Raw genomic sequence first — 20,450 nt, forward strand, 5'->3', positions numbered from 1 at the left:
TTTGGATATGGTTGGTGAGCTGACGATGATTGGATGGAAGTCGCTAATGGCCCGCTTATCTGGCGGCGGATCGGGCAGCTTTTACAGAAGGAGCCTGATTATGTTCTTGGTTGTGGCTGGCATCCCCGGGATCATCACCGGGATTCTTGTGTACTCCATGGCTGGCGGGAGGCTGGAGAAGGAACTGCTGAAGCTCCATAATGACCAGATCGAGCAGCGGTCGCTGAACATGGATAAGCAGCTGTCCAACCTGGAGATGATGCTGGCGCACTGGGCGTTCGACTCGCGCTTTGATGAATCGCTGAGGGGCCACGACTTCGTGCGAGACTTTGAAAAAACGCGGGACATCACGAACACGCTGCTGGTGATGCAGGGCTCCAATACGATGATCCATAACGTCAGCCTTTATTTGCGCGGAGACCAGCCGATATTGTTTTATCCGGAATACTCCGCCTTGAATGACCGGAAGCTCATCTCCCGGTACGAACGTCTGATGGACGCAGGAAAGACGACGTATTGGACACAGCAGGCGCTTGACCCTGATCAGCAGGAAAAGCGGGAATTGACGTTTGTGCATCTCATCCCGGGGGGCAGCTCAAATCCGCTCGGGGCTTTGATCGTCAGGCTGGACAACGATCAAGTGGCGGAGGTGCTGAGGACGTTGACTCCTTATGCTGACGGGGAGAACTTTCTGATGGAAGCGGGCGGCGGCCTCTACGTTTCCGCTAACGGCAACCGGATGGATTCGCCTTTTGTCAAGGCGGTCCGCGGTGAAGTGGAATCCGAGGGGAAGGCCCGGGGGTCCTTTCTCTTTGAATGGAACGGCAAAACCTATGCGGTCACGTACGGTTATTTCGCACGCATCATGGACAACTGGCTGTATGTGTCGGCCTCGCCGATTACGAACATTACGGCCCCGGTCGTGCTGATATCCAAAGTCATTCTGGCCGTCAGCGCAAGTGCTCTCCTGTTGGCGGTGCTGCTGGCGTGGCTCGCCTCGAAGCGGATGTATTCGCCGGTCAAACGGCTGATGGCGAATTTGCAGCCGCACGCTTCCTTAGCGGGAATGGGCGGCGTCGACGAATTTGCCATCATCGAGCGGCAGTGGCAGCACTTAAGCCGGGAGAGCCGGGAGCTGAACGCCAAGCTGCTGGAGCAGCTGCCCCACGTGAAGGAAAGCTTTCTCCATCAGCTGCTGCAGGGGTATTTGTACGCCTATTCGGAGGAGGATCTGCGCTCGCGTATGGAACGATACAGATGGCAGGTGCACGGCAAGCAGTTCGTCGTGCTGTACGTTCATTTGACGGGCATTGCTGCCATGGAGGGGAAATTCAAGTTCGGGGACGAGGGACTGGTCACTTTTGCGTCAGTCAACATGATTGAAGAGCTGGCAGCCGCGCATTTCGAGCAGAGCAGTACGATCAATTTCCACGATCTCGGATCGGGCGTGCTGCTGATCCTGCCGGAAGGCGAGCCGTGTACAGAGCCGATCAAGGTGTTCAGCGAGGAGCTGACGCAAGCGGTCAACCGGCTGCTCAACATGCGCGTCACCATCGCCGTCAGCCGGACCATGAACCGCATCAGCGACATTCCGCTCGCCTTTGAAGGGGTGAAGCATGCCGCAAGCTTCCGCAACTTCGAGCATGACAATCAGATCATCGAGATGGAACGGCTGAACTACGAAGACGGGGCCGAGCCTCCGTATCCATTTACGCTGGAGCGGGAGTTCCTGCAGGCGCTTCGCACCGGACAGGAAGCGGATGCACGGGCTCTGCTCGCCGACTTTCAGGGTGCGCTGTCCGTACAAGGAGCGAAGGCGATCGATGTCCAGCAGGGAATGCTCCATCTGCTTGGATCCGTACAGCACGCGATCCTTGTATCCGGCATCCAGCCGAACCGGCTGTTCAAAGGCGCCAACTTGTATGAGCAGCTCTCACAGATGAAAGAGCCGGCCGCCTTCCGGGACTGGTTCGAGGCGAAGGTCATCGCTCCGTTCATGCAGGAGTTGACGAACCGGTCGGACTGCCAGGTCAAACAGCTGATGGAGCAGGCGATGATCTACATGCAGCAGAACTACATGCTCGATATTTCGCTCGATAACTGCGCCGACCATATCGGCACGAATCCTTTTTTTCTGAGCAAGTCGTTTAAGCGGGTTACCGGCAAAAACTTTATCGATTATCTGACCGAGCTGCGCCTGGAAAAAGCGAAGGAGCTGCTGCGGGAATCGGAGCTGAAGATCAACACCGTCGCCGAGCAGGTCGGCTACCAGCACAGCTATTTTAATCGGATCTTTAAAAAGCTAGAAGGGATGACGCCAACCCGCTACCGTGAGCTGAGCCGGGCGGAATAGGCGTCAGCGATGCAGTACGGGAAGAAGCCGGCAGCGGTTCAACAGGAAACCGCTGCCGGCTTTTTATGCTGCTGCTGACAGTTCGCGGAACCCCGCCAAGCACACTATTCAGGATGTATTCCCCGGTTGCCCGCCTTCCTGCAAGAATGTGCAAGCCGGGTGAAAACGTGCAATGCTGCCGCATCGGGCCCGCCAAGAAAGTGTCATTGCCGGGAAAACGGCCGTTCTCTACACTGAAGGCGTGATGACAAAAGCGGAAGCAAACGAATTGCCAAAAGGAGATGAGTCCATGAACGAAACCCGAGTAAACGTACGTTGGCTGAAGGACAGCCCGACGGTTCCGGCCGGGGTAACCTGGGGGATGCCGTGGAAGGAAGGACAGCTGCAGAGAGACGAGCCGCTGGCGCTGCAGGCTCAAGAGGGTGGTGAAGCTCCCACCCTGCAGAGCTGGCCGGCCGCGTATTGGCCGGACGGCAGTGTCAAATGGACGGCGCATGCGGCCGTTTTTCCCGCGGGAGTACGCTCTAGCTATGCCGTCGTGAAAGGGGGAGCCGGACAAGCGGCATTAGCACCTTCGTTGTCCGTTAGCGAGACGGATGAAGGCATCCATGTGGACACGGTGGCGTTTTCTTTTCATATTCCGAAGAGCGGCAGCCGGATTATAGGCAGCATACACCGGGGTGGGATTCTCGTCTGCTCCGGCGGCGAACTGGTCGCCATCAAGGAAAGCGTGAGCGAGCTGACCGGCGTTCGCACGATCCGGGAGGAGCGGTATCAATCCCGGATTTATTCAGCCAAGGTAGAGCAGGCTGGTCCGGTGAGAGCGGTCGTCAAGCTGACGGGCCGGCACCGCGCCGTCAACGGGACCGGGGAGTGGCTGCCGTTTTCGCTGCGGCTATACGCTTACGCGGGGCTGGAGTCCATCCGGATCGTGCACACGTTTTTTTACGACGGCAATCCGAACGAAGACTTCGTGAAGGGGCTCGGCATCCGTTTCGCGCTGCCGATGCGGGAGAAGCTCTATAACCGCCATGTCCGGTTCGCCGGCGATACCGGCTTTTTGAGCGAATCGCCGAAGACGCTGCATACGCGCCGGACGAAAGGCAAATACATGGAGCTGTTCAAGCGACAGCTGGATGGCCATCCGCTGACCGGTGAACAAATGGACGACGATTATTTTATGAACCTGCTGGACGAATCGGCTTGCTGGGACGGCTTTAAGCTGGCACAGCTCTCGGTCGATCATTACCGGATGGCCAAGCGGACGCAGCCCGGCTGCAGCTGGGTCAAAGCCGCGGAAGGCCGCAGAGCGCGAGGCGTCGCCTACGTCGGCGGTCCAGGCGGGGGGCTGGCGCTGGCCATGCGCCATTTTTGGCAAAAGCACCCCGCCGGCATGGAAGCGCACGGGCTGACGGGAGACGAGGCGCAGCTGACCGCCTGGTTCTGGTCGCCGGAAGCTCCCTCCATGGACATGCGCCATTACGATACGAAGACGCATGTCGAATCGTCGTACGAAGGCGCGGAGGAGATGAGGGCGACCCCTTACGGCGTCGCGAACACGAGTGAGCTGACGATCTGGTGCCGCGAATCGACTCCTTCGCCGGCGGAACTGGAGGCTTACGCAGCGTATAACGAATCACCTCCGCAGCTTGCGTGCGATCCCGACTACCTGCACAGCCAGGGTGCATTCGGCATCTGGAGCCTGCCGGACCGGGGGACACCGGTCAAAGCACGTCTTGAAGAGAGGCTGGACGGCATCATCGCTTTCTACCAAAGGGAGGTGGAACAGCGGCGCTGGTACGGATTCTGGGATTACGGCGATTTCATGCACAGCTACGATCCGGCCCGCCACGTCTGGAACTACGACCTGGGCGGCTGCGCGTGGCAGAATACGGAGCTGGTTCCGAACATGTGGCTGTGGCTGATGTTTTTACGATCGGGACGCGAAGATATTTTCCGGATGGCGGAAGCGATGACGCGGCATACGAGCGAGGTCGACGTATACCATTTTGGCGAATACGCCGGGCTCGGCTCCCGGCACAACGTCGTCCATTGGGGCTGCGGCTGCAAGGAAGCCCGGATCGGCATGGCCGGCCTTCACAGGTACTACTATTATTTGACGGGGGACGAGCGGATCGGAGACATGATGGACGAGGCGAGGGACGCCGATTATACGACCGTTAACATCGACCCGATGCGGGCCTATTTTCCGAAAGACGAGCACAAGACGCATATCCGGGTCGGCCCGGACTGGGCTGCCTTCAGTTCAAACTGGATGACCCGCTGGGAGCGGCAGGAGGATTCATTCTACCGCGATAAGCTGCTGACCGGCATTGCATGCATCAAGCAGGCCAATTACGGCCTGATTTCCGGCCCGACCTACGGCTACGATCCGCAAACCGGCGTGCTGACGCCGATGGGCGACGACAACTGGGGCCGTCATCTGGCCCTCTGCATGGGAGCGCCGCAGGTGTGGTTCGAACTGTCCGCCATGCTGAAGGATGAAGAGTGGAACGAAATGATGGCCGATTTCGGCATTTTTTATAATCTCTCACAGGATGAAAAGGACCAGATCACAGGCGGGGCCATCAGCACGCAGCGGTTTGAGCATCCGGTGCTGACATTGGCGCTCGTTGCGTATGGGGCTTGGTACCGGAAGGATCAACGGACGGCTGATTTTGCCTGGTCGACGCTCTTGGCGCACCGGTTTGCCTGTACGGACCTTGAGAAAGACGCCGCTGCCGTCACTTACGTTTACGAGCTGCGCGAGTTTGACTGGATGAACACAAACGAGGCGTCGCAGTGGTCGCTGAATACGATCATCAGCCTGGCGCTGATCCCTGACGCTCTCCCGGAGGAGGCGGTATCGGCCGGGCAGAAAGCGCAGGTATGACGGCTCAATGAGGAGGCCACTCCGGCCTCCCTTGGAAGGAGGTAAGCACATTCGATGCATACGGATCCATCGACCGGGAGCGGGAACACACAGGACACCCGCAGCCCGCTTATTCCTGAAGGGTGGGACAGGATTTACAACAATCCGCTCGCGAAGCCAGAGCATGCTGCCGGGTTTCGCATGGAGGGAGAGGCTGCCGTCACGTTTCCGTTGGGCCGGATGCGGCTCGAGAGTGTGCTGGACGAGGCCGAGGGGCAGCGCGCCAATTTTGTGCTGTGGTGCCCGGAGGATTTTCCGGCAGAGGCCGCCATGTCCTGGGATTTTTGGCCGGTGCGCGAGCCGGGCCTCGCGATCATGTTTTTCAGCGCAAGCGGCAGGGAGGGCATGGATTTGTTCGACCCTTCGTTCAAGCCGCGAACGGGAGAATACGATCAGTATCATCATGGCGATCTGAACGCCTTTCACGTGTCTTACTTCCGGAGGAAATGGACGGAGGAGCGAAGGTTTCAGACATGCAATTTGCGCAAAAGCTACGGCTTTCATCTAGTCGCGCAAGGGGCCGACCCCATTCCAGGCGTGATGGATGCGGCCGGCCCTTACCGGATGCTGATCGTCAAGGAGGGGAGGCGCATTACCTTTGCCGTCAACGATCTCCCCTTGTTCGTGTGGGAAGACGACGGAGTGTCCTACGGACCGCCGCTTGGAGGAGGCAAGCTTGGCTTCCGCCAGATGGCGCCGCTGATTGCCGAGTATGCCAATTTAACCGTATATGCCAAAAGCGATCCTTAACCGGCGCTTCCTGATAGATCAGGCCGCTGGATGCCTATGGATTCGGCTTTGTGGAGGGCTGTCCGTAAAAAATGGAGCGGCGCAAATCCAAACAAAACAAAAACTCCTTTCCGCCTGGAAAGGAGTTTTTGCTGCTGATCGAGACTTTATTAAATGTGCTGCGTATAGTTATCGGTTTCCACCGCAAACTGAAAATCCTCGATATCAAAAACATGCACAGGCACAGCAGCCTCGACGATCCGCTGGATCAGCTCGATCTGATCGGTGAGCACCGGGGCTTCCTCCCGCTGCGAGGACAGCAGCAGCTCCGTCTCAACCGGGTCGAACAGCTCGCCATAGGGAGCGGTGTCCATCGCGTTGATGACCGTAATCCGCGCCGATTCGCCAAGGAGGATCGAAGGACTCTTGGCCCAAGGCATATGGAGCGCTTTCTGAATTTTTTTCTTGTTCAGCGGTTCCTCGAAATAGGCGGTCAGCTCCTTGATTCTGGCCTTTACGTACCTGTCATCCTCCGCAGAGCTCATCAGCGGCTCGTCGCTGTCCTGAAGCTCATACAGCTCCAGCAGGCTGGTATAAGGCACGATATATTCAACCGGGACGCTCGTCTGGAGCAATTCTCCATAGATCGCCACCATGACCGCTTCTGTAACGAATTGTCTAGACATCAAGAACCTCCTGAATCCTAAGTATCTAACCCAAGCTGACCTTGCCGGGATAATGTATAATGATCGATACAGGAACAAAGTCCGATCTTACATTTAAGGATATCTAATCATTGAAGGGGGGAAATGTCAACTCATGAGCGTCAGGAAAAGGCAATTCAGCCCGGATCGGACCGATTATGGCCGCTGCTTTCCCGCCGAGGGAGAGGAGCGCTTCGGTTTGCCGCATGCCGCGGCCGGGCGGATGGGGTCCTGGTGCCAAGCAGCGGATGCGGCTGACCTGAACAAGGTATGATATAAGAGGCGTCCGGATTGCCGGCGCATATTCGCCTCTACCCACGCCATTTAGCCTGATTGACAGCCAGAAAGGAGAGGGAATGTTTTTTGGAATACTGGAAAGCTTATTACCGGTTTGTTAAACCTTATACAAAATGGATTATTTGTACGCTGATCATCGGCATGATCAAATTCGGCATCCCTTTGACGCTGCCGATGATTCTCAAATATGTAGTGGATGACCTGCTGCTTAACCCGAAAATGACGGTATCGGAGCAAGTTACCCGGTTGTTTCTCATTTTAGGGGGCGCACTCGTCCTGTTTATTATCGTGCGGGGGCCGGTCGAATATTTACGGCAGTATTTTGCCCAACTGATCACGAGCCGGATTTTGTTCGACATGCGGAACCGCCTGTATGCGCACCTGCAGCGCCTGTCGCTCCGCTACTACCAAAATACAAAGGTAGGCGAGGCCATCTCTCGTTTTATCAACGACGTGGAGCAGACGAAAAATATCGTTGAGGTCGGCATGATGAACATTTGGCTGGACATGTTCACGCTGCTGATTGTGCTGGGGGTGATGCTGTACCTGAACCCGGTGCTGACCCTGGTGTCCATCGCCATTCTTCCGCTTTACGGGATCGCGGTCAATGTGCTGTATAAGCGTCTCAAGAAGCTCACCAAGGACCGTTCTCAGGCGCTTGCCGGCATTCAGGCGTATTTGCATGAACGGATTCAGGGGATTTCCGTAATCCGCAGCTTTACCCTTGAGCGCTTCGATCATAAGCAGTTTACGGGCATCAACCAGAATTTCCTGAACAAAGCGCTGGCGCAGACGAGATGGAACGCGCTGACGTTCTCGATCATCAACACACTGACGGATATCGCCCCGCTGCTTGTGATCGGGTACGGCGGCTACCGGGTGATCCATCATGATTTGACCCTGGGCACGTTTGTCGCCTTTTTCGGCTATCTGGACAGGCTGTATGCGCCTCTCAAGCGCTTGATCAACTCCTCCTCGGTGCTGACGCAGGCCTCCGCCTCGCTGGAAAGAGTGATGGAATTGCTGAAGGAGCCGTACGACATTGTCGATGCGCCGGACGCGAAAACCCTTCAGGGGCCGGTTCAGCATATTTCGTTTGACGAGGTGTGGTTTAAATACAATGAGGGCAGCGACTGGGTGCTCAAGGATATCAGCCTCGATATCAAGCACGGGCAGACCGTCGCTTTCGTCGGTATGAGCGGAGGCGGCAAATCGAGCCTCATTTCGCTGATCCCGAGATTTTATGACATTCAGCAGGGCAGCGTGTCCATTAACGGGCAGGATATCCGGAAGCTGACCCTTGAAAGCCTGCGGGGTTCAATCGGTATGGTGCTGCAGGATAACTTCCTGTTCAGCGGGTCGGTAAAGGACAACATTCTGATCGGCAACCCCGAGGCGAGCATGGACGAGATTCAAGCGGCTGCGGTTTCGGCCAACGCCCATGACTTTATCATGAATCTGCCGGATGGGTATGAGACGGAAGTCGGGGAACGGGGCGTCAAGCTGTCCGGGGGGCAGAAGCAGCGCCTGGCCATCGCCCGCGTTTTTTTGAAAAATCCGGAAATTCTAGTGCTGGACGAGGCAACCTCCGCACTGGACCTGGAGTCCGAGCATCTCATTCAGCAGGCGCTGCAATCGCTGGCTTCAAACCGGACGACGCTGATCGTCGCCCACCGGCTCTCCACGATCACCCACGCGGACCAAATTGTCGTGATGGAGCACGGGATGATTACGGAGCAGGGAACGCATGCCGAACTGATGGCTTTGGACGGAAGTTATGCACGGCTGTATAATGTGCAGCACCTGGAGGTGTAAACAAAAAAAGAAGAAACCCATGTCTTCAAAAGACCGGGTCTCTTAACATTCGGAAGAGGCGTCCATAGCGGGCGCCTCTTTTTTAACTTTTGCCGATCAGCAGGGACAGCAGCCCGGCCGCAATCAAAGGCCCTACCGGAACACCCTTGAACAAGGCGACGCCAAGTACCGTTCCGACGAGCAGGCCGGCGACGATGGTCGGATTGGCCGACATCAGGGAGGCACCGCGGCCGCCAAGATAAGCGACCAGCATCCCGATGGCGATCGCCAGCAGGGACTTCCAGTTCAGAAAGGAGCTTCCGAGCATTTGCAGGCTCATTTTTCCGCTGGCCACCGGAGTCATGACGCCGATGGTCAGGATAATGATGCCCAGTGTCAGCCCGTACTTCTCCAGCCAGGGAAACGCCTGCTGTAAATGCAGCACCCGCAACAGCAGCAGGATGGTCATCGCCACGGTAATGGTCGTGTTGCTGCTGATTATGCCGAGGGCAGCGAGAATCAGCAGGATCAGTGATGTAAAATCCGTACGGAACATCTCCTTTCATTGGCAGCCGAAAGTACGCCTTTTTTTGATGTATATGACGACGCGGACTGTCTGCTGTGAAAATTGTTATTGATGAGAAGCCCGAACAGCGGCGATATGCTCGGCAATCAGCCCGCCGTGCTTTCGGCCGGTTTCAATAAAGACCTCGTTCGCATTGCGGCCGGACGCGATGACGCCTGCCACGTAGAGTCCGGGCACATTGCTCTCCATCGTTTCCGGGTTAAACAGCGGCTTCTCCATATCCCCGTCCAGCTCGACGCCGCAGGAAGCAAGCAGCTTCCGGTCCGGCCGGAATCCGGTTAAGGCAAGCACAAAATCGTTATCGATTTCGGTCGTATGCCCGTCTTTATCCTGGATAGTGATGGACGACTCCCGAATTTCGGTGACCTTGGATTGCACGTGGACCTCTATTTTTCCCTTTTTCACCATCGCTTCAAACACCGGGCGCACCCACGGCTTGATGTTCTCGGAAACCTCCTCGCCCCGGTAGACCATATGGATGTTCGCCCCAACGCGAATCAGTTCCATGGCTGCGTCAACCGCCGAGTTGCTGCCGCCGATGATCGCCACGTTCATCCCGGTATAGGGATGGGCTTCACGGAAGTAATGCGTAACTTTATCCAGATCTTCCCCCGGTATGCCAATATAATTCGGGTGGTCGAAATAACCGGTGGAAATCACGACGTTTCTGGCTTCATATTGATGTTTTTGTCCGCTGCGGTCAACGGTATGTACCACAAAGGAATGATCCGGCTGCCGCTCCACGGACAGCGCTTCTTCGTACTGGGAGATGGACAAGTCATAATGATCCGCTACCTTGCGGTAGTAGGACAGGGCCTCGTACCGAAAAGGCTTCTCGTTCGGGGAAGGGAACGGCACATCACCGATCTCCAGCAGCTCCGCCGTACTGAAAAACTGCATGTGGGTCGGATACAGGTAAATGGAGTGGACCAAGCAGTGCTTTTCAATAATATGTGTCGATAGTCCGCGGCGTCCGCATTCGATGGCGGCCGATAGTCCGCATGGACCGGCTCCGATAATAATGACGTCTTGCATGAATTTCTCCTCCTCTGTCTATAAACCACTCACGTTTAATCGTATCGCAAATTTTCGGTAAAAACCACCATGGACAGCCAATAGAGATCCGCAAAAGGCGGCACATGGCTGATCTTTTTACGTGAACATGCTGCAAAGATAGTGTTTTTTACATGTGCCGTTGACAAATTCGTTTGAGCGACATAATATTAGATACATATTAAATTAGATGTTTATTAAAATTATAATTTCGGTATTTCGGCGGGCTATCCGGCTAGATAGGAGGAGATCATTTGCAGCCCGGTTCCTTCCGGAAAGCGCTCGGTATATTTTACCCAACCTTTCACGGGATTTATCAAAGGAGGTCCGGCCGAACATCGAATGAGCAATGAAGGGAGATGACATGTATATGAGTAAAGCAGACGAAATGCAGAAGGGAACCTCCGATCCGGTGAACGAGGCCATGAAGGCGGCGGTGTTGAGAAACTTTTTTGCGGCGGACGGGAGGCTGGCGCAAATTCCAGCCCAGTACAAGAAGAAATTGATCGCCATGCAGCATCTGGTGGAGAAGCTTGAGCCGGGGCGCCGTTACACTGAGAAAGAAATCAACGCGTTTATACAGCAGTTTCATGATGATTACGCAACGATCCGTCGCGAGTTTATCATTCACCGGTACATGTCTCGGGATAACGACATTTATGAAATGAACCCCCGGGACCAATGGACGAAGTGGGAGCAGGTTTGATCCCGTCCGGAAATTAAGGCTTGACATGAAACAAGCATTCCGTATATGATGGCAGCAAATGACAGGAAAGGAGACGATATAAAATGATGAAGAGCATTGTATGGAACTGGACCCCTTTAACATTTTATATATGGTCTCCTTTGACGGCTGGATAATCGATCAGATTTGAGGACTCACGTCTGATCATACGGCATTTCATCAGCAGGCATGGTTTCATGTTTGCCGAATAAGCCGCGGAGACCTACATGGGTTGCCGCGGCTTTTTTGCGCTCGGTAACGTTTCGGTATGGCATCACAGATTTGGTATGCCTTTTTCCGGACGTTTCGGTTTGCGCATCAAAGGGAAATGCTCTCTGATTGATTCAGAAGTCATGCCCCCGGAGCCAAAGCTTCGGGGGCTTTTTGTCATTCATTCACAAATTGGAGGGATTTTTACTTGAATTTAGAGCATTATGGATGGAATACGGATTGGCAGCAGAAATGGCTGCAGCGAGATCGCAAACAGCACGTTCCCGGCCGCATCGTCAGCGACTTCGGTCAAATGTACCGGGTCTGGACCTCAGCCGGGGAAGTATGGGGAGAAGTATCGGGTAAGCTGAAGCATGAGCATCAGGACCGGAGTGAGCTGCCGGCTGTGGGCGACTGGGTGGAAATTCAGGTGCTGGAGCAGGAGGAGCGGGTGATCATTCACAGCGTCTTGGAACGTAAAACCTGTATCTCTAGGCAGGCCGCAGGAGTCGCCACCGTGAATGAGCAGGTCATCGCCTCCAACGTCGATACGCTGTTCCTGGTCAGCTCGCTCAATGACGATTTTAACGTCAGGCGCATGGAAAGGTATTTGATCATGGCCTGGAACAGCGGCGTGACCCCGGTTATACTGCTCAGCAAGGCCGATCTATGCCCGGACGCGGAGCTGAAGGTCGCTGAGATGGAAGGGGCGGCGCCGGGGGTGCCGGTTCACGCCATCAGCGCGCTGGAAGATATGGGACGGGACATCGTCTCCGCTTACTTGGGCGAAGGGATCACCGTGGCGCTGACCGGCTCGTCCGGCTGCGGGAAATCGACCATCGTCAACTGGTTGTCCGAGGCCGGCGTGCAGAAGACTCAAGGGATCCGCGAAGATGACAGCCGCGGGCGCCATACGACGACGCACCGCCAGCTGTTCCTGCTGCCCCAAGGGGGCATCATGGCCGATACGCCCGGCATGCGGGAACTGCGGCTGTTCGAAGACGAAGGAGGCCTGGCCCAAGCGTTTTCCGACATCGAGGAGATCGGCGGCCGGTGCCGCTTTGCGGACTGCAAGCATGAAGGCGAGGCGGGATGCGCCGTCCGGGAAGCGGTGGAAGCAGGCGTACTGGAGGAGCGGCGGCTGTCCAATTACCACAAGACGCAGCGGGAGCTGAAGTTTCAAGCGGTAAAAGAAGCACGAAGCAGGCGCAAGGCTGATCCGAAGGGGCGGGGATCCAAAAGTGGGGCCCCGCGCAAATCCTCATCCTATTGGACGAAGCAGTTGATGGATGAATAAGTCAGCAAAAAACCACGATGGATACCATCGTGGTTTTTTGGGCTGGAGATCGTTGTCCAGCTTCAGTGCAAATCATTTTATAAGCAGGATTAGAAGTTCTTGGCGGCTTCGGCAGCTTTGGCTACACCGGCTTCAACCAATGCGGCAGCCTGATCCGGAAGTTGGTTATGGCCTTCAACGATAATGGTCGTTACATCTTTGACCCCGAACAGGCCCATGCTGCGCGAAACGAAGTTGACGGCCATTTCGCTGGCAGCGGCAGGGCCTTCGGAATAGATACCGCCTCTCGCATTGAGGATAGCGACCTTCTTGTCGCCAGCCAGACCTACAGGGCCTTCCGGCGTATATTTAAAGGTTTTGCCTGCACGGTTCAGGTAGTCCAGGTACGAATGAAGCACAGCCGGAACGGTCATGTTCCACAGCGGGAAGCCGAAGACGATTTTGTCGGCGGCTAGGAACTGATCGAGGTAGCGGTCGGCGATCGCTGCCGCTTCACGTTCCTCCGGTGTCGTTTCGATGCCGTTAGCGGTGTTATACAGGCCGGTAATCGTCGTATGGTCGTAATAGCGCGGCTGCTCGGCGAACAGGTCCAGCTCCACGATTTCGTCCTCCGGATGAGCTGCCGTGTAGGAATCCTTGAAAGCATGATACAGCTTCACGCTGATCGCCTGGTCAATGGGACGGTTATTTGCTTTGATAAAAAGTACAGTAGACATGATGTAAACTCCTTTAAGTATAAAATAGTCACTAACTATGATAAATATAGTAGATCAAAATGTTTAAAAAGTCAAAAAAATATTTTTTTGAGCAGAAACAGATGTCGAATGATGACGAAAATATTTTTATGTAAAAGCGCTTTCTTTCCTGGTTATAATGGGACTAGTCATTCCAATATATAATAGTAAGGAACAGGGAGGTGGGGGAAGGATGGGCTTTTATCATCTGTTTTGGGGATTTTTGTTTTTGTTTGATTTCCAAATCAACGGTTTTGACATTTTACCCGACGTGATCGGCTATCTGCTGTTCTATGTCGGGCTGGCCAAGCTGAACCGGCGCTCCGAGCATTTTCGCAAAGCCGGGAACACGGCGGCTGTCCTGCTTGGTGTGTCCGCTCTTGCCCTTGTTTTGTCGGTCTTGCCCCGGGCTTCCGCTGCGATCGGAATTCCGCTGGGCCTGGTCATCCTCCTTCTGAATTTGTACATGGTGTTTCATATTTGTCAGGGAATCGGCGCTTTGGCTGGAAGGAGAGGTCTGTATCAGTTTCAAAGCATGGCTCTCCAGCGCTGGCGGTGGTATTTGCTGCTCGTGCCCGCGATGTTCGTCGTCCTGCTCATCGCTGCCCTGCTGCCTGCTGCGGCGCTCATTCTCGGGCTCGTGCTGATTGTGGCGTCTTTTGTCATAAATGTTCTAATGATGCTGCTGATGAGGGAAGCCGAGCATCACCTGCGCCGCTAGGCGCTGATTAAATGCGGAAACGGCTGGGTATATATTCAAAACAGGAAGAAACTTCCTGGGTTTATAAGGAAAATTCAATGACAAGGAGAGGATGGGCATGTCCATTGACCGCTTTATTTTAAAAAAATTGGACTCCTGCCAAGAAGAACATACGCGCGCCAATCTAGTGCAGCTGTTCAAAATCCGCATCCAGAAAGCAGAAAGAGCAACCGGTTTCCATATGGGCAGACACTAGTTCATGACGATCAGGGGAGCCTTCACGGAATACTGGTTTACGATATCGATCTTTATCCTTTTGCAAGGTCCCCCGAAAATGCCGAAATACCTTTAATGAAGGAGCCCCACGTTGTGGGGTTATTTTGTGCCCTTTTACCCGTCTATGCAACCTTTCTATCCACCAAGCCGTCAAACAGATCAGATTGGAAAATATTACGCATGGAGTGGATGCATCGTGAACAAATTGCTGCAGGGAGCCGTTGTGATCGCGGCGCTGATCGGCCTGGCCGCTTCACCGTCGCAAACCTACGCGGACGATTCCTTTAAGGATTTAACCGGAGTCCAGGAGAAAGAAAAAATTGAGAGCCTTCATGCCCGTGGATTGGTACAGGGGATGACTGGCGACGAATTCCAGCCGCAAGCCGGTCTGACCGCGTCGCAAGGTGTGACGATGATCGTCAAGTCGCTGAAGCTGAATCTGGATGGCATCGCATTTATTAAGAAGCCGGAGGCAAAAGACGTGTTCACCCGCGTCGCCAATGACGCCTGGTACGCGCAGCCTTTTATCGTCGCCCATTATAATGAACTGGATATCCCGACTAGCATCGAACCCGGCCGGACGCTGACCCGTGAAGAGTTTATTCACTATCTGGTTCAGGGCATCGAGCGCACCGGGGCATATCCTTTGCCGAAAATATACATTCAAATTAAAGACGAGGCGAGCATTACCGGAGCTTATCAGGGGACGATCGAGCGGGCCCTGGTGTATAAGGTTGCGGCTTTGGATCCCGAGGGAAACATCCATCCGAAGACAACGATAACCCGTGCCGAGGCGGCAGCCATGATCTACGAGGCGGTTGCTTTTGTGGAGTCCCATCAGCAGGTGAAGTCCCAGCCTTAATATAAAAAAACACCATCCCTCTTAATAGAGGGACAGTGCTAGGGTGTCATTTTCGCTCTTGCTGTGAAGAATGGCTTCGGAACCTTCAATTTCAATGCTGATCAGCGAATTCAAGCATTTCTGAAGTGCTCTTTTTCCGTTTTGAATTTTATTTTCCAAGGTGCCACTCAGCAGCTTCATTATTTTCGAAACAGGTTGTTTGCAGTCGGTTGTAAAGTATACGGGAACTACTTTGTTTTGGAAGTTAATTAGTATTCTCATAGAAATCACCTCATTCGTGTTATTCCATACCTGTATTCTACCTGCCAAATATTAAAAAAACCTTAAAGAAAACTTATAAATAGTTAAATTGCACACAATTTTTCGGAAGTGAATATAATTAGAGGCTTCCGATTTTTTGTGTGTTTTCAAAACCTGCGGCCCTAAAAATACGCCTAAGGCTATAAATCTTTTAAGAGGGAACTTGCCTTTCTTGCATCTGCCTGTGAAACTGGGTATCAGGTATTATTTTCGGAGTGATAAAATAGGACCAGTATCTCCTTAAAAATGGATATAAAATCAGTTACATACAGATAAATCCATCTAGAAATAGTACATAAGAACTATAAAACTATGGAACACCGAGAATTAAACTAGTTAAAATGTCACAAATTGACAGGATTATGCACTGATGTTACATTATCATAAGGTTACAAAGTTTTCATATTTTCGCTTGGGTCTGCTGAATGTTACTTCAACTACAATAAATAAGCTATTTCTACTATGGCAAGAAGGAGTGGACACCTTTGATTCTAACCGTGATGATCAGCGGCCAGGAAAGAGACTGGTTTGATGTCGAAGTGCCGGATGACTGCCCGGCGGCCCACCTAAAGGACATGCTGGGCGTTCGAATCTATGGGGAGGCTCCGCCTGAAGGCTCGCAATATATATTAGAAGGCAAATTTCCCGAGGGGCTCTGGTTCCCGGTAAAGGATGCCCAGGATGTAGCTGAAGCAGGACTTAGGGAAGGCTGTATGGTCCGAATCCAGCGGGCCTTTTCGACCACGACGGAAGAGGCGCCGAGCTTCGGCAGAAGAAATTTGTTTCAATATGAATGGAATCGGGTAATGGAAAGTTAAAAATGTTTTTTTTGGATTCCTGAACACTAGTACTTATTGCATGGGTAACCTGAAGGATTTTGGATGCCAAAAGAGGGGTTGACGCATTATGAATGTGTTATATCAACGTTCGCCCAGAATCAAACCGACGATCAAGGAACAGCGGCTGGACATCCTGAGGCCGCCGGGCGAGCCGAGTAAACCATCATTTTCTTTGGTTTCGATCATCCTCCCGGCAGTGATGACCATCTTCAGCATCGGTTTGTTTATCTACATGAACCTTACAGGGAATATAGCGAACAACACGTATGTCATGTTTCAAATGGTTTCTGTTGTTATGATGCTTACATCATATACGATCCCTTTCATCGCTTATCTGGGAAACAAAAGGAAATATAAAGAACAGCTGAACGAACGCATCAGCATGTATTATGCGGAACTGGACAAGCTCAGGAAGGAGCTTGCCGCAGGGCAGAAGGAACAAGTGGACGTGCTGTACGATATCCATGGAGACCCCGATGTCTGCTTTCATATCGTAAAAAACCGGAACAGTTCCTTGTGGGAACGTTCACCGGAAGATGACGACTTTCTGCATACGCGGATTGGTACCGGCAGCCTGCCGTTTCATACAAAGGTAAAGGCGCCGAAGCCCGAAGGCTACGTCAAGGATCCGCTTCTCGAAGCGGCGCAGTCGCTCGAAGAAGAGTTTCAGACTGTGCCGGGATCCTCTATCGTATTGCCGCTGTTTCAGGCTAAAGTCGTCGGGATCGTCGGCGATCGCGAGTCCGTCATGAACGCGCTTCGGGTGGTCGCCGTCCAGCTGGCCGTACGGCATTCGCCGGATGAGGTGAAACTGGCGGCGTTTTATGAGGAAAAGGATGCCGGAGACTGGGATTGGATGAGATGGCTGCCCCATGTTTGGGATGAGGACAGATCATCGCGTTATATGGCGGATCGCCGCAGCAGCGCCCACCAGCTGGCGGATGAATTGTTTCAGCGGCTGGTAAGGCGCAAGACGTCCCGTGCTTTTTCCAGCCGGAAGACCGCAGCCCAGCTGCCGGCCTACGTTGTCGTTCTGGCGGGGGGCGGGCTGATCGAAGAAGAACCGCTCCTGCCGCTGCTGCTGGAGGACGCTGCCGACGTCGATGCCTGCACGATCATTATATCGGACCGCAAGGAGAAGCTGCCGATGCAGTGCCAGCTGATCGTTGATATGTCCCAGGGGAGCGGCCAGTATTCGCTGAAACGGGAAGACGGTTCTTTTGAATTGCAAAGCTTTGAAGCCGATACGATTACGCTGGAAAAGGCGGACGCGCTCGCCCGCTATATGGCCCCGATCCGGCTTAAGCGTTCGTCGGCTTCGGAGATTCCATCCCTGCTGTCCTTGTTCGACATGCTTGGCCTGGAAGACATCCGGGCGTGGGATGTACGCAGCAGGTGGAGGCACAACCGTTATCCGGAGAGCTTTCCCGTTCCGATCGGCGTCCGGGCCGGAGGCAAAAAAGTCATGCTCAACATTCACGATAAGATCGAACGGAACGGTCACGGCCCTCACGGCCTGATCGCAGGCACGACGGGATCCGGCAAAAGCGAAGTGATTCAATCGATCGTCGCTTCCCTGGCTTCGGAATACCACCCGCATGACCTGGCTTTCATGCTGATCGACTATAAGGGCGGCGGCATGTCCAACACGTTTAATCATCTTCCGCATGTTGTCGGAACGATCACGAATTTGAACAGCAGCCTGATCGAAAGAGCCAAGGTCTCGCTGAAGGCCGAGCTGGTCAGACGCCAGAAAATACTTAACGAATCGGGCAATCTGCAGCATATCGATGAATATTATAAGCTGCTTAGACAGCGGCAGGGACAACCCCTACCGCATCTGGTCATTATTATAGATGAATTCGCCGAGCTGAAGCGGGACCAGCCCGAGTTTATGGATGAATTGATCAGCATAGCGGCAATCGGCCGCACGCTGGGCGTTCACCTGATTCTGGCCACCCAGAAGCCGGCGGGAGTCGTTGACGAGAAAATATGGAGCAATGCGAGGTTCCGCATCTGCCTCCGCGTTCAGGATGAAAGTGACAGCCGGGATATGCTGAAAATTCCCAATGCCGCCTGGATCACCAAACCGGGCAGGGGCTACCTTCAGGTAGGCAGTGACGAAGTGTTCGAGGAAATGCAGTTTGCATGGAGCGGGGCGCCTTATTTGGACCCTGAGGCCTCCCTTGAGAAACGGGCGGTAAGCGAAGTCGGGCTTAATGGCAAGCGGGAATGCCTGTTGTCCGGAGGCATGAACGCGGCCGAAATGCTGATGCAGCAGCCGAAGCGACAGCTGCAGGTATTTATAGATCAGCTCACCCGGACTGCGGAAGAAGAGGGAATTATCCGCCTGCAGGGCCCGTGGCTTCCGCCGCTTCCGGAGCATTTGGAGCTGGACGCCGTCATGCAAGGGACGGATGCGGACAAAATTGATGACATCACCGGCATAGCCGGCCTGATGGACGATCTGCCGAACCAAAGCCAGAGGCTTCTGACCATCCCGATGCAGCAAGGACATTGGGCTGTGTACGGGATGCCGGGCCTCGGCAAATCGACCGTTGTCCAGTCCCTTCTGATGTCGCTGGCAACATTGTACTCGCCGGCGGATTGGAACGGTTACGTTGTGGACATGGGCCGGGTCATGCGCGATTTTGCGGGGCTTCCCCACATCGGGGCGGTCATGACGGCCGAAGAGGAGGACCGGATCAAGAGGCTCTTCCGGTTTCTGATGAAGACGGCAGCCCATAGGAAAGAATTGTTCGCCGAAGCAGGCGTAAAGACGGCAGCCGCTTACAGACCGTTCCGTCCTGGTTTGCTGCCTCAACTGGTCATCGTCATTGACGGCTATTTGAACTTCCGCAACATCTACCCTGAGGAAAACGAAACGCTGGAGTTTCTTCTTCGTGAAGGAGCGGCTCTAGGCATGACATTTGTCGTTACGGCCAACCGGATTTCTGATATATTCGAGAAAGTGCGGAGCAGTCTGACGAACGCTTTGACCTTCGAGCTGGCCGACTCCGCCGATTATTATTATGCTGTCGGCAGACCGGGACGTTTACCGGGCAGTCTGCCGCCGGGAAGAGGTTTGGTGAAGGGGTACCAGCCGCCGCTGGAATTTCAGGCGGCTTTGCCGGCCGTTGGAAAAGATGAGGTACAGCGTACGGAAGCGCTCCGAAACCGGATCCAGCTGATCCGCTCCCTGTACCCCGAGCAGCAGGCTCCGGAGATCGGGAAGCTGCCTGACCGTGTCACGCTCAGGGAGCTGCTCCCGCCGGCAGCCGGTTACGACCGGGATCTATTGAACGGCGGCAGCCTCAAGGTGCCGCTCGGGCTGGCAACCGATGACCTGGACCCTTTCGGGGTCGACCTGCAGGAAGGTCCGCACTTTATCGTAGCAAGCCCAATGGAAGGGGGAAAAACCTCCTTCCTGCTGAGCTGGATGCTGTCCCTCGCACACCGCTATCCGCCGGAAATGCTGCAGATGTATACCATCGATACCCGTTATGGGAACCGCGGGCTGAGCCAATTGGCGGAACTTCCGCATATTCAGGCTAGCGCCAGCCGCGAGGAAGAGCTTGGACCGCTGATTCAGCGGCTGTATGAACAGGTCCAAGCCCGGAGTCCAGGCCAGGAAGCGCCGGCTGCCGTGCTTGTGATCGATGATGCGGACCTGTTGGCGAAACAGCTCCAGGATTTTACAGTGAAAGAGCAGCTGACGGCGATCGTCCGCCAGGGTCGCGACCGAAATGTGCATGTGATCGTTTCAGGCGTGCCCGCTGATTTACCGACGTTCGGAGCAGACTGGTTTAACGATATTAAATCCTGCCAAAGCGGATTTTTGTTCGGGACTTTAGACCCTAACGATTTATCGTTCTTTCGTATTCCGTTTTCGGAAGCGAGTCATACCCAGGGGAGCTTGAAAATCCTTCCGCCGGGACAAGGGTACTATATTAAACGGAAATATTTCAGGGTTAAGGCCGCAATTCCGTTTGATGACTATTGGAACAGCCATCGCTGGGTTGCCGAAATTCGCGACCGATGGCATGTTGTCGTTTGAGGG

17 protein-coding genes are annotated in these 20,450 nt (G+C 54.3%); 12 read left to right on the forward strand and 5 right to left on the reverse strand.

The genetic code is table 11. The features are described 5' to 3' along the window. Positions 1–7 precede the first annotated feature (7 nt). From BCV73_RS07245 to BCV73_RS07255, 3 genes are all read left to right on the forward strand, one after another. A complete protein-coding gene (locus tag BCV73_RS07245; RefSeq protein WP_256993126.1) occupies positions 8–2,353 on the forward strand; it encodes a helix-turn-helix domain-containing protein in 2,346 nt (781 codons plus the stop codon). A gap of 289 nt (positions 2,354–2,642) precedes the next feature. Beyond that, a complete protein-coding gene (locus BCV73_RS07250) occupies positions 2,643–5,246 on the forward strand; it encodes an exo-rhamnogalacturonan lyase family protein (protein ID WP_089550136.1) in 2,604 nt (867 codons plus the stop codon). Between the two features lie 54 nt (positions 5,247–5,300). After that, a complete protein-coding gene (locus BCV73_RS07255; RefSeq protein WP_084203763.1) occupies positions 5,301–6,035 on the forward strand; it encodes a DUF1961 family protein in 735 nt (244 codons plus the stop codon). A gap of 149 nt (positions 6,036–6,184) precedes the next feature. On the opposite strand, the gene BCV73_RS07260 is transcribed toward BCV73_RS07255, so the two are convergent. Then, a complete protein-coding gene (locus BCV73_RS07260; RefSeq protein WP_076167894.1) occupies positions 6,185–6,700 on the reverse strand; it encodes an ADP-heptose synthase in 516 nt (171 codons plus the stop codon). A 133-nt stretch (positions 6,701–6,833) separates the two neighbouring features. Between BCV73_RS07260 and BCV73_RS34965 the strand changes: the two genes are divergently transcribed. Beyond that, positions 6,834–6,992 (forward strand): hypothetical protein, encoded by a 159-nt coding sequence (locus tag BCV73_RS34965; protein WP_179231919.1) that lies wholly within the window; start codon positions 6,834–6,836, stop codon positions 6,990–6,992. A gap of 89 nt (positions 6,993–7,081) precedes the next feature. Further along, the gene (locus BCV73_RS07265; protein WP_089546596.1) at positions 7,082–8,830 is read left to right on the forward strand and encodes an ABC transporter ATP-binding protein; all 1,749 of its coding nucleotides are present in this window, start codon (positions 7,082–7,084) and stop codon (positions 8,828–8,830) included. Between the two features lie 82 nt (positions 8,831–8,912). Here the strand turns inward: BCV73_RS07265 and BCV73_RS07270 are convergent, their stop codons facing one another. Together BCV73_RS07270 and BCV73_RS07275 are read right to left on the reverse strand one after the other, a co-directional pair. Continuing rightward, on the reverse strand, positions 8,913–9,365 hold the full coding sequence (locus tag BCV73_RS07270; RefSeq protein WP_076167888.1) for a DUF441 domain-containing protein: 453 nt from the start codon (positions 9,363–9,365) through the stop codon (positions 8,913–8,915). A 75-nt stretch (positions 9,366–9,440) separates the two neighbouring features. Next, on the reverse strand, positions 9,441–10,430 hold the full coding sequence (locus BCV73_RS07275; protein ID WP_076167886.1) for a YpdA family putative bacillithiol disulfide reductase: 990 nt from the start codon (positions 10,428–10,430) through the stop codon (positions 9,441–9,443). A gap of 388 nt (positions 10,431–10,818) precedes the next feature. On the opposite strand from BCV73_RS07275, the gene BCV73_RS07280 reads away from it, so the two are divergent. Both BCV73_RS07280 and rsgA read left to right on the forward strand, forming a co-directional pair. Then, positions 10,819–11,154 carry a DUF2087 domain-containing protein gene (locus BCV73_RS07280; protein WP_244867301.1) on the forward strand — a complete coding sequence of 112 codons (336 nt, stop codon included), beginning with the start codon at positions 10,819–10,821 and terminating at the stop codon, positions 11,152–11,154. 436 nt (positions 11,155–11,590) lie between these two features. Further along, positions 11,591–12,679, forward strand: coding sequence for a ribosome small subunit-dependent GTPase A (gene rsgA / locus BCV73_RS07290; protein ID WP_256992765.1), 1,089 nt, complete (start codon positions 11,591–11,593; stop codon positions 12,677–12,679). Positions 12,680–12,768: 89 nt separating this feature from the next. On the opposite strand, the gene BCV73_RS07295 is transcribed toward rsgA, so the two are convergent. Beyond that, the gene (locus BCV73_RS07295; RefSeq protein WP_089546598.1) at positions 12,769–13,395 is read right to left on the reverse strand and encodes an FMN-dependent NADH-azoreductase; all 627 of its coding nucleotides are present in this window, start codon (positions 13,393–13,395) and stop codon (positions 12,769–12,771) included. A 211-nt stretch (positions 13,396–13,606) separates the two neighbouring features. Here BCV73_RS07295 and BCV73_RS07300 point away from each other — a divergent pair, with 211 nt between their 5' ends. The 3 genes from BCV73_RS07300 (at position 13,607) to BCV73_RS07305 (ending at position 15,251) form a co-directional block, all read left to right on the forward strand. Further along, positions 13,607–14,134, forward strand: coding sequence for a hypothetical protein (locus BCV73_RS07300; RefSeq protein ID WP_076167878.1), 528 nt, complete (start codon positions 13,607–13,609; stop codon positions 14,132–14,134). Positions 14,135–14,231: 97 nt separating this feature from the next. Further along, positions 14,232–14,369: a hypothetical protein gene (locus BCV73_RS34970; RefSeq protein ID WP_163872756.1), complete on the forward strand. Its 138-nt coding sequence runs from the start codon at positions 14,232–14,234 to the stop codon at positions 14,367–14,369. Between the two features lie 216 nt (positions 14,370–14,585). Continuing rightward, positions 14,586–15,251, forward strand: a complete 666-nt coding sequence (locus tag BCV73_RS07305; protein WP_244879218.1) for an S-layer homology domain-containing protein — start codon at positions 14,586–14,588, stop codon at positions 15,249–15,251. Between the two features lie 21 nt (positions 15,252–15,272). Here the strand turns inward: BCV73_RS07305 and BCV73_RS07310 are convergent, their stop codons facing one another. Beyond that, on the reverse strand, positions 15,273–15,512 hold the full coding sequence (locus tag BCV73_RS07310; protein ID WP_076167876.1) for a hypothetical protein: 240 nt from the start codon (positions 15,510–15,512) through the stop codon (positions 15,273–15,275). Between the two features lie 524 nt (positions 15,513–16,036). Between BCV73_RS07310 and BCV73_RS07315 the strand changes: the two genes are divergently transcribed. Then, positions 16,037–16,369, forward strand: a complete 333-nt coding sequence (locus tag BCV73_RS07315) for a hypothetical protein (protein WP_076167874.1) — start codon at positions 16,037–16,039, stop codon at positions 16,367–16,369. Positions 16,370–16,457: 88 nt separating this feature from the next. Next, complete coding sequence (gene essC, locus BCV73_RS07320) at positions 16,458–20,447, forward strand: type VII secretion protein EssC (protein WP_089546599.1); 3,990 nt, start codon at positions 16,458–16,460, stop codon at positions 20,445–20,447. The last annotated feature ends 3 nt before the right edge of the window (positions 20,448–20,450 follow it).

This window comes from Paenibacillus sp. SSG-1 (assembly GCF_002224835.1).
GTDB classification, from domain to species: Bacteria; Bacillota; Bacilli; order Paenibacillales; family Paenibacillaceae; genus Paenibacillus_AQ; species Paenibacillus_AQ favisporus.

What these genes read in the sequence shown, in the direction of transcription:
- BCV73_RS07245 (WP_256993126.1), top strand. Translation starts at nt 8, where the DNA reads ATGGTTGGTGAGCTGACGATGATTGGATGGAAGTCGCTAATGGCCCGC.
- BCV73_RS07250 (WP_089550136.1), top strand. Translation starts at nt 2,643, where the DNA reads ATGAACGAAACCCGAGTAAACGTACGTTGGCTGAAGGACAGCCCGACG.
- BCV73_RS07255 (WP_084203763.1), top strand. Translation starts at nt 5,301, where the DNA reads ATGCATACGGATCCATCGACCGGGAGCGGGAACACACAGGACACCCGC.
- BCV73_RS07260 (WP_076167894.1), bottom strand. Translation starts at nt 6,700, where the DNA reads ATGTCTAGACAATTCGTTACAGAAGCGGTCATGGTGGCGATCTATGGA.
- BCV73_RS34965 (WP_179231919.1), top strand. Translation starts at nt 6,834, where the DNA reads ATGAGCGTCAGGAAAAGGCAATTCAGCCCGGATCGGACCGATTATGGC.
- BCV73_RS07270 (WP_076167888.1), bottom strand. Translation starts at nt 9,365, where the DNA reads ATGTTCCGTACGGATTTTACATCACTGATCCTGCTGATTCTCGCTGCC.
- BCV73_RS07275 (WP_076167886.1), bottom strand. Translation starts at nt 10,430, where the DNA reads ATGCAAGACGTCATTATTATCGGAGCCGGTCCATGCGGACTATCGGCC.
- BCV73_RS07280 (WP_244867301.1), top strand. Translation starts at nt 10,819, where the DNA reads ATGAGTAAAGCAGACGAAATGCAGAAGGGAACCTCCGATCCGGTGAAC.
- BCV73_RS07295 (WP_089546598.1), bottom strand. Translation starts at nt 13,395, where the DNA reads ATGTCTACTGTACTTTTTATCAAAGCAAATAACCGTCCCATTGACCAG.
- BCV73_RS07300 (WP_076167878.1), top strand. Translation starts at nt 13,607, where the DNA reads ATGGGCTTTTATCATCTGTTTTGGGGATTTTTGTTTTTGTTTGATTTC.
- BCV73_RS34970 (WP_163872756.1), top strand. Translation starts at nt 14,232, where the DNA reads ATGTCCATTGACCGCTTTATTTTAAAAAAATTGGACTCCTGCCAAGAA.
- BCV73_RS07310 (WP_076167876.1), bottom strand. Translation starts at nt 15,512, where the DNA reads ATGAGAATACTAATTAACTTCCAAAACAAAGTAGTTCCCGTATACTTT.
- essC (WP_089546599.1), top strand. Translation starts at nt 16,458, where the DNA reads ATGAATGTGTTATATCAACGTTCGCCCAGAATCAAACCGACGATCAAG.